General features: G+C 73.1%; 7 protein-coding genes and 1 pseudogene. 3 read left to right on the top strand and 5 right to left on the bottom strand.

Annotated elements, in window-relative coordinates; genetic code table 11:
* Nucleotides 1–255 precede the first annotated feature (255 nt).
* Entirely contained in the window at nucleotides 256–1182 is a 927-nt protein-coding gene (locus ACWFR1_RS30855) for a DeoR/GlpR family DNA-binding transcription regulator (RefSeq protein ID WP_453557009.1), read from the bottom strand.
* 248 nt (nucleotides 1183–1430) lie between these two features.
* Nucleotides 1431–2870 carry an NAD(P)H-quinone dehydrogenase gene (locus ACWFR1_RS30850; protein WP_453557005.1) on the bottom strand — a complete coding sequence of 480 codons (1440 nt, stop codon included), beginning with the start codon at nucleotides 2868–2870 and terminating at the stop codon, nucleotides 1431–1433.
* A gap of 227 nt (nucleotides 2871–3097) precedes the next feature.
* On the opposite strand from ACWFR1_RS30850, the gene ACWFR1_RS30845 reads away from it, so the two are divergent.
* From ACWFR1_RS30845 to ACWFR1_RS30835, 3 genes are all read left to right on the top strand, one after another.
* Nucleotides 3098–3535: a gamma-glutamylcyclotransferase gene (locus ACWFR1_RS30845; protein ID WP_384142043.1), complete on the top strand. Its 438-nt coding sequence runs from the start codon at nucleotides 3098–3100 to the stop codon at nucleotides 3533–3535.
* Nucleotides 3536–3731: 196 nt separating this feature from the next.
* A complete protein-coding gene (locus tag ACWFR1_RS30840) occupies nucleotides 3732–4532 on the top strand; it encodes a purine-nucleoside phosphorylase (RefSeq protein WP_453557003.1) in 801 nt (266 codons plus the stop codon).
* 251 nt (nucleotides 4533–4783) lie between these two features.
* Entirely contained in the window at nucleotides 4784–6436 is a 1653-nt protein-coding gene (locus ACWFR1_RS30835) for a phospho-sugar mutase (RefSeq protein ID WP_453557001.1), read from the top strand.
* Nucleotides 6437–6592: 156 nt separating this feature from the next.
* On the opposite strand, the gene ACWFR1_RS30830 is transcribed toward ACWFR1_RS30835, so the two are convergent.
* The 3 genes and pseudogenes from ACWFR1_RS30830 to ACWFR1_RS30820 all read right to left on the bottom strand — a co-directional run bounded on the left by ACWFR1_RS30830 (nucleotide 6593) and on the right by ACWFR1_RS30820 (nucleotide 8443).
* On the bottom strand, nucleotides 6593–6874 hold the full coding sequence (locus ACWFR1_RS30830; protein ID WP_453556999.1) for a hypothetical protein: 282 nt from the start codon (nucleotides 6872–6874) through the stop codon (nucleotides 6593–6595).
* 61 nt (nucleotides 6875–6935) lie between these two features.
* Nucleotides 6936–7571 (bottom strand): annotated as a pseudogene (locus tag ACWFR1_RS30825) (PH domain-containing protein); the annotation flags it as partial.
* 236 nt (nucleotides 7572–7807) lie between these two features.
* Nucleotides 7808–8443 carry a class F sortase gene (locus ACWFR1_RS30820; RefSeq protein ID WP_453556997.1) on the bottom strand — a complete coding sequence of 212 codons (636 nt, stop codon included), beginning with the start codon at nucleotides 8441–8443 and terminating at the stop codon, nucleotides 7808–7810.
* Between the last annotated feature and the right edge of the window lie 121 nt (nucleotides 8444–8564).

Raw genomic sequence — 8564 nt, 5'->3', positions numbered from 1 at the left:
AACGCCCACCGCTCCGGCACCGTCAAGGGCCTGTCCGCCGAGGTCGGCGCCTCCGTCACCTCCGGCGCCACCATCTGCGACATCAAGGACTGACCTCCCCGCTTTCTGTCGCAGCACGTACGGTACGAAGGGCCCGCAGGCAGCAGCTTGCACTGACGCTGCGGGGACTCAAGGACTAGAAGGTACGCAAGGGTCGGTCGGGGGTGCGGCCGTGGGACCCCTGGGGGAGGGTCCCTCGCGACTCGGCTCGACGGCTCAGCGGCGGCGCATGTCCGCGACCCGGGCCGTGCGCTCCAGCGTCTCCGCCGCCATTCCCCCGCCGGGGCCCCGGAACTGACCGGCCGCCATCCGTCCGCGCTGGACGGGGAGCGGCATGTCACGGCGGGGCCGGACTCCCGGGGGGTGCTGGTCACCGCCGGCGGCGCCGGGACCCGCGCCCGTGCCCGCGACGGCGATCTGTACGCCCTGGTCGGCGAGGGCCTGGAGCTCGGAGGCGGCCCGCTCGTCATGGGCGGGGGGCTCGTCGGTCACCAGCCGGGTGATGACGTCCGTCGGCACCGTCTGGAACATGGTGTCGGCGCCGAGCTTGGTGTGGTCGGCGAGGACCACGACCTCCGCCGCCGCCTGCACCAGGGCCCGGTCCACGCTCGCGGAGAGCATGTTGGACGTGGACAGGCCGCGCTCGGCGGTGAGCCCGCTCCCGGAGAGGAAGGCCCGGGAGACCCTCAGCCCCTGGAGCGACTGCTCGGCCCCACTGCCCACGAGGGCGTAGTTGGAGCCGCGCAGCGTTCCGCCGGTCATGACGACCTCGACCCGGTTGGCGTGGGCGAGGGCCTGGGCGACGAGCAGGGAGTTGGTGACGACGGTCAGACCGGGCACGCGGGCGAGCCGGCGGGCCAGCTCCTGCGTGGTCGTCCCGGCACCGACGACGATGGCCTCGCCCTCTTCGACGAGGCTCGCGGCGACGTCGGCGATGGCCGTCTTCTCCGCGGTGGCGAGATGGGATTTCTGCGGGAAGCCGGATTCTCGCGTGAATCCGCCCGGCAACACCGCACCGCCGTGTCGGCGGTCGAGGAGTCCTTCTGCCTCAAGTGCCCGTACATCCCTCCGTACGGTCACCTCCGAGGTCTGGACGACGCGGGCGAGCTCGCGGAGCGACACGGCCCCATTGGCTCGCACCATTTCGAGGATCAACTGGCGACGTTCTGCAGCGAACACGAAACTGACAGTAACGTGACCGGCCGATACTTTTCAGCACTATGCGCCGAATTGCAGAAGATGCGCACAGACGGGGTCTCCAAGTGGTATGGGAGACCCCGTCGTTGATTCGTCGTGCGCCAGGGCTATGCCCCGCCTTGCCGGGGGTTGTCCGAGTCGGCGAACCGTTCCCGCAGGCGGGAGCCGTCCCGGAGCCGGGCGCGGCGGGGGTGTTACGCCTCGCCGGCCGACTTTCGGGTGTGCAACTGCCGTGCCACTTCCGCGATCGAGCCCGACAGGGAGGGGTACACGGTGAATGCATTTGCGATCTGTTCGACGGTCAGATTGTTGTCGACCGCGATCGAGATCGGGTGAATCAGTTCGCTCGCCTTCGGGGCGACGATGCAGCCGCCGACCACGATGCCGGTGCCAGGACGGCAGAAGATCTTGACGAAGCCGTCCCGGATGCCCTGCATCTTCGCGCGGGGGTTACGGAGCAGCGGCAGCTTGACGACCTTGGCGTCGATCTTGCCCGCGTCCACATCGGCCTGCGTGTAGCCGACGGTGGCGATCTCGGGGTCCGTGAAGACGTTGGAGGAGACCGTCTTCAGGTTGAGCGGGGTCACCGCGTCGCCGAGGAAGTGGTACATCGCGATGCGGCCCTGCATGGCGGCGACCGAGGCGAGCGCGAAGACACCGGTGACGTCGCCTGCCGCGTAGACGCCGGGGGCGCTCGTACGGGAGACCTTGTCGGTCCAGATGTGACCGGAGTCCTTCAGCCTGACGCCGGCCTCCTCAAGGCCCATTCCGGACGAGTTCGGGATCGCGCCGACCGCCATGAGGCAGTGCGTGCCGGAGATGACCCGGCCGTCCGCGAGGGTGACCTCGACCCGGTCGCCGACCCGCTTGGCGGACTCGGCGCGCGAGCGGGCCATGACGTTCATGCCGCGGCGGCGGAAGACGTCCTCCAGGACGGCGGCGGCGTCCGGGTCCTCGCCCGGGAGCACGCGGTCGCGCGAGGAGACGAGGGTGACCCGGGAGCCGAGCGCCTGGTAGGCGCCGGCGAACTCGGCGCCGGTGACGCCGGAGCCGACCACGATGAGCTCCTCGGGGAGCTCCTTGAGGTCGTAGACCTGGGTCCAGTTGAGGATGCGCTCGCCGTCCGGCTTCGCGTCCGGCACCTCGCGCGGGTGGCCGCCGGTCGCGATGAGCACGGCGTCCGCGGTGAGCGTCTCCTCCGTGCCGTCCGCGGCCGTGACGATCACCTGGCGGGAGCCGTCCAGGGACTGCCGGCCGGAGAGCCGGCCGCGGCCGCGCAGCACGCGGGCGCCCGCCCGGGTGACGGAGGCGGTGATGTCGTGCGACTGGGCGAGCGCGAGGCGCTTCACCCGTCGGTTGACCTTGCCGAGGTCCACGCCGACGACGCGGGCGGCCTGCTCCACGTGCGGGGTGTCGTCGGCGACGATGATGCCGAGTTCCTCGTAGGAGGAGTCGAAGGTGGTCATCACCTCCGCCGTGGCGATGAGCGTCTTCGAGGGAACACAGTCGGTCAGGACGGAAGCGCCGCCGAGGCCGTCGCAGTCGACGACGGTCACCTCCGCGCCGAGTTGGGCGCCCACCAGGGCCGCCTCGTATCCGCCGGGTCCGCCACCGATGATCACGATCCGGGTCACTGGGATCTACGCCTCGCGTCTCGTTCTGCCGGGGAGTCCCCCCGCTGGGGTGCAGTGCGTACGCCATTGTCCCGCACGCTTCAAGTGCGTACCCCATTCTCCCGCACGCCGGGCGCGGTCTCGCGCCGGGGCTCCGTACGCGTCGCGCCGGAGCGCGGCGGGGCCCGCCCCGGGGCGTCGCCCCGGAGTTCGGCGGACACCCCGCCCCCTCCCGTACTCTCGGTCCCATGTCGCTCTACGCCGCTTTCGCCGGCAACCTCGACGCGCGGCTGATGAGCCGCCGCGCACCGCACTCCCCGCTGCGCGGCACGGGCTGGCTGAACGGCTGGCGGCTCACCTTCGGCGGCGAGCAGATGGGTTGGGAGGGGGCGCTGGCGACCATCGTGGAGGCCCCCCGCTCGCAGGTCTTCGTGGCGCTGTACGACATCGCGCCGATGGACGAGGACTCCATGGACCGGTGGGAGGGCGTCGGCCTCGACATCTACCGGCGGATGCGGATCCGGGTCGACACGCTCGACGGCGAGGAGCCGGCCTGGGTGTACGTCCTCAACGGTTACGAGGGCGGGCTGCCGTCCGCGCGGTACCTGGGCGAGGTCGCGGACGCGGCCGAGTCGGCGGGCGCGCCGCACGACTACGTGATGGAGTTGCGCAAGCGGCCCTGTTGATCCGTGTCGGTCCGTTCGGTCCGTTCGATCCGTCCGGGGCCTCCGGCTCCCCCGTTCGTCGGAAACGACAAGACAACGATCGCATGTCCGTCAGCATCGTCATCTACGCGCGTAGGGATTCTCCGGCTACGCTTCTGCGCGTACCAAATCCGTCCGGGGCTCCCCTCGGACCCCCCTCCCCGAGGCGAGAGAGTCAGTGAACGCAACTGCCACCCCGTACGAGGCCGCCGAGGCCGCTGCCGCACGTCTTCGCGAGCTGACCGGCGTCGACCACGACGTCGCCCTGGTCATGGGCTCCGGCTGGGCGCCCGCCGTCGACGCTCTCGGCGCCCCCGAGGCCGAGTTCCCGGTGACCGAGCTCCCCGGCTTCCCGCCGCCGGCCGTCGAAGGCCACGGGGGCACGGTCCGCTCGTACAAGATCGGTGAGAAGCGCGCGCTGGTCTTCCTCGGCCGCACCCACTTCTACGAGGGCCGGGGCGTCGCCTCCGTCGCCCACGGCGTCCGTACCGCCGTCGCCGCCGGCTGCAAGACCGTCGTCCTGACCAACGGCTGCGGCGGCCTCCGCGAGGGCATGCGCCCCGGCCAGCCGGTCCTGATCAGCGACCACATCAACCTGACGGCCGCCTCCCCGATCGTCGGCGCGAACTTCGTGGACCTCACCGACCTGTACTCGCCGCGGCTGCGCGCGTTGTGCAAGGAGGTCGACGAGACCCTGGAGGAGGGCGTCTACGTCCAGTTCCCCGGGCCGCACTACGAGACCCCGGCCGAGATCAACATGGTCCGCGCCATGGGCGGCGACCTCGTCGGCATGTCCACCACCCTGGAGGCGATCGCGGCCCGCGAGGCCGGCGCCGAGGTCCTGGGCATCTCGCTCGTCACGAACCTGGCGGCGGGGCTCTCGGGCGAGCCGCTGAACCACGAAGAGGTGCTCCAGGCCGGGCGGGACTCCGCCGCGCGGATGGGCGAACTGCTGACGCGCGTCCTCGACCGCATCTGACGGTTGGCTGGGGGCCGCTGCGCGGGGCTTCTCCCCCACCCCGCCCCTTCCCGTAGCTGGGGCTCCGCCCCAGACCCCGGTCCTCAAACGCCGGACGGGCTGAAAGATTCAGCCCCGCCGGCGTTTGAGGCGCGGGGGTCCGGGGGCAGAGCCCCCGGTTTCGGGAAGGGGCGGGGTGGGGGAAGGCTCCGCGCAGCGGCACCCCACCGCCCGCACCCTCCCGCACCGCCCCGCACCCCGAAAGGCACACCGTGACGCAGGACGACCTCCTCGCCAGGGCCCAGGCCTGGCTCGCCGAGGACCCCGACGCCGAGACCCGCGAGGAGCTCGCGAAGCTCATCGAGGCCGGCGACACCGCCGAGCTCTCCGCCCGCTTCGCCGGCATGCTCCAGTTCGGCACCGCCGGGCTCCGGGGCGAGCTGGGCGCCGGGCCCATGCGGATGAACCGTTCCGTCGTCATCCGCGCGGCCGCCGGCCTCGCCGCGTACCTCAAGGCCAAGGGGCAGACCGGCGGCCTGGTCGTCGTCGGCTACGACGCCCGCTACAAGTCCGCCGACTTCGCCCGTGACACCGCCGCCGTGATGATCGGCGCCGGGCTCCGCGCGGCCGTGCTCCCCCGCCCGCTGCCGACGCCGGTCCTCGCGTACGCCATAAGGCATCTGGGCGCCGTCGCGGGTGTCGAGGTGACCGCGAGCCACAACCCGCCGCGCGACAACGGCTACAAGGTGTACCTGGGCGACGGCTCGCAGATCGTGCCGCCCGCGGACGCGGAGATCGCCGCCGAGATCGACGCCGTGCGCGCCCTCGCGGACGTGCCCCGCCCGGAGACCGGCTGGGAGACCCTCGGTGACGAGGTCCTGGAGGCCTACCTGGCGCGTACGGACGCCGTCCTGACCCCCGGGTCCCCCCGGAGCGCGCGGACCGTCTACACGGCCATGCACGGCGTCGGCAAGGACGTCCTGACGGCGGCCTTCGCCCGCGCCGGTTTCCCGCCCCCCGCGCTCGTCGCCGCGCAGGCCGAGCCCGACCCGGCCTTCCCGACGGTCGCCTTCCCGAACCCGGAGGAGCCGGGTGCCATGGACCTCGCCTTCGAGGCGGCCCGGGCCGTGGACCCCGACCTGGTCATCGCCAACGACCCGGACGCCGACCGCTGCGCGGTGGCCGTGCCGGACGCCGCCGTCGAGGGCGGCTGGCGGATGCTCCGCGGCGACGAGGTGGGCGCGCTGCTCGCCGCGCACCTGGTGCACAAGGGCGCGACGGGCGTCTTCGCCGAGTCGATCGTGTCGTCCTCGCTGCTCGGCCGGATCGCCGAGGCGGCCGGGGTCGGGTACGAGGAGACGCTGACCGGCTTCAAGTGGATCGCCCGGGTGGACGGTCTGCGGTACGGCTACGAGGAGGCGCTCGGCTACTGCGTCGACCCTGAGGGCGTCCGCGACAAGGACGGCATCACGGCCGCGCTGCTCGTCGTCGAGCTGGCCTCGGTCCTCAAGGAGCAGGACCGTACGCTCCTGGACCTGCTCGACGACCTGGCGGTGGCCCACGGGCTGCACGCCACGGACCAGCTGTCGGTGCGGGTCGAGGACCTGTCGGTCATCGCGAACGCGATGGCCGCGCTGCGCGAGCGCCCGCCGGTGTCCCTCGCCGGTCTGACGGTCGTCTCAGCGGAGGACCTGACGAAGGGCACGGAGTCGCTGCCGCCGACGGACGGGCTGCGCTACCACCTGGAGGGCGACTACAAGGCCCGGGTGATCGTCCGCCCGAGCGGCACCGAGCCCAAGCTCAAGTGCTACCTGGAGGTCGTCGTCCCGGTCGCCGACGCGAGCGAGCTGGCGCCGGCACGGGCGAAGGGCGCGGAGCTGCTGGCCGCGATCAAGCGGGACCTGAGCACGGCCGCGGGACTCTGACCCGGACGGGCTGCCCGCGGAGGGCCGGTGGCCCGGCGGCCGGTCCTGCCGTGAAGGGCCGGTGGCCCCGACGGCTTGCGGTGGAGGGCCGGTGCGGGAGTGATTCCGTACCGGCCCTTTCGGCCGTCCGGGTGAACTCGCCGGTTCTTTCGGGCGTCAGCGGAAACGGCCGTTGACGTAGTCGGCGGTGCGCGGGTCCCACGGGGAGCCGAACATCGTCTCCGTCGGGCCGTGCTCGACGATCACGCCGGGCGTGCCCTGCTCGGCGAGGAAGAACGCGCAGGGGTCGGAGACCCGGGCCGCCTGCTGCCCTTCGGCGGCGAGCAGGGCCCGGAAGCGCTGGTAGGCGGTACGGCAGGTGGATTGCCGCTCGTAGGAGCGTCCGGAGAGGGCGGCGGTCCGGCCCTCTGCGTCGCGCAGCAGCCAAACCCGCTTCACCGGACGGTTGCCCCTTGGACACCGTCCGGTGGACACCACACGGTTCGGGAGCCGCCGCGCGTCAGCCCGTCGCGACGAGGATCACGAGGAGCAGCAGTCCGGCGACGGCGGGGCCGACGATCTCGTACGCCCAGCGCACCCGCGGCTCGCCCTGCGCGCCCGGGTGCCCGGCGTGGAGCTCGGCGAGCTCGCGCAGGTCGGCGACGGTCTGGTCGGTGGGCGCGGTCCTGGAGGCGCTGTCCCGGACGTCGGCGGTGACGGAGAGACGGCCGTGGGGATCGTCCTGCGAGGCCCGGGCGGCCTTCCGCGCGGCCCTCTTCCGCTGCCGCAGCGAGACGGGGACGGCCCACAGCTGGTACTTGGCGCCTTCCTGGGTGAAGACCTCGCTGGAGTACCCGGCACGGATGTCGGCGACGGAGGCCCAGGGCAGCGTGATCGACCGGAACGGGTTGCGGATGCGGAGCCGCTGGTCGTTGGCGTACACGGCGGGCCGGATCGTGAAGGCGACGATCAGCGGGGCAGCGAGGAGGACCCCCGCGAGCGCGATCCAGGGCGTCCGGCCCTCGCCGCGGATCAGCGCGTCGCCGCCGAACAGGACCGCGAGGATCAGCAGGAACACCCCGCTCGCGATGCCGAGGGGCGAGCGGAAGACACGGTCGGCGTACTGCGGCTCGGGCGCCTTGGGAGTCGGCTCGGAACTCGGCTCGGGGGTCGGCTCGGGGGTCGGCTCGGAGCTCGACTCGCCGCTCGACGCGTGGGTCGGCCCGTCGCTCGACGCGTGGGTCGGCCCGTCGCTCGACGCGGGGGTCGACGCGGGGGTCGGCCCGTCGCTCGACGCGGGGGTCGGCTCGTTGCTCGGCTCGGGGGTCGGCTCGGGGGTCGGCTCCGGGGTCGTCATGCCGCCGATTGTGCCTCAGGGGGCCGGTGGGGGGCTCAGGCGGCCCGCGTGGCCACGAGGTCCGCGTACAGAATGATGTTGTCGGGGCGGTGGCCGTCGACCAGCTCTCCGCCGCAGGTCACGAGGCGCAGCTCGGGACGCTTCGTGTCGCCGTACACCTTGGTGCTCGGGAAGGCGTCCTTGTCGACCTGCTCCAGCTCCCTGACCCGGAAGACGGCGGCCTTGCCGTCCGCCCGCGTCACGGTGATCTCGTCGCCGACCCGGACCCGCGAGACGTTCTTCAGGACGGCGGGGCCGCGGGCGGTGTCGAAGTGGCCGATGAGGACGGCGGGGCCGGTCTCGCCGGGCGTGACGCCCTTGTCGTACCAGCCGATGCGGTCGGCGTCCTGGACCGACGGCACCTCGACCGTTCCGTCGGCGGCGAGCCCGAGCTCCAGGACGGGACCGGTGTCCACGCCTGCGGCGGGGAGCTGGACGCGGACGGGCAGGGAGCGGCCGAGTGCTCGGACGGGCGCGGCGCTCGCGGTGGGCGCGGGGGCGGCCGTGGCCTCGGAGACCCGCGCGGGCGGGGCGGTGGGCGGCGTGGTCCCGGCCGAGCAGCCGGTGGGGGCGGCGAGGACGGCCACGAGGAGAAGGGGGGCGGTACGGACACGGCGAGGGCGACGGTTCACGGGCGGACTCCGGGCGTACGGGAGAACAGGCAGACGGGCAGGCGGGCAGACGGGCAGCCGACGAAAGGTCCGGCCGACGAAAGGTCCGGCCGGGGGGGGGGGGGGCGGCGGGGGGCGCGCC

The sequence above is a fragment of the Streptomyces sp. NPDC055103 genome, from assembly GCF_053607625.1.
The sequence above is the reverse complement of the archived record's forward strand: the minus strand, read 5'-3'. Positions and strand labels throughout refer to the sequence as shown.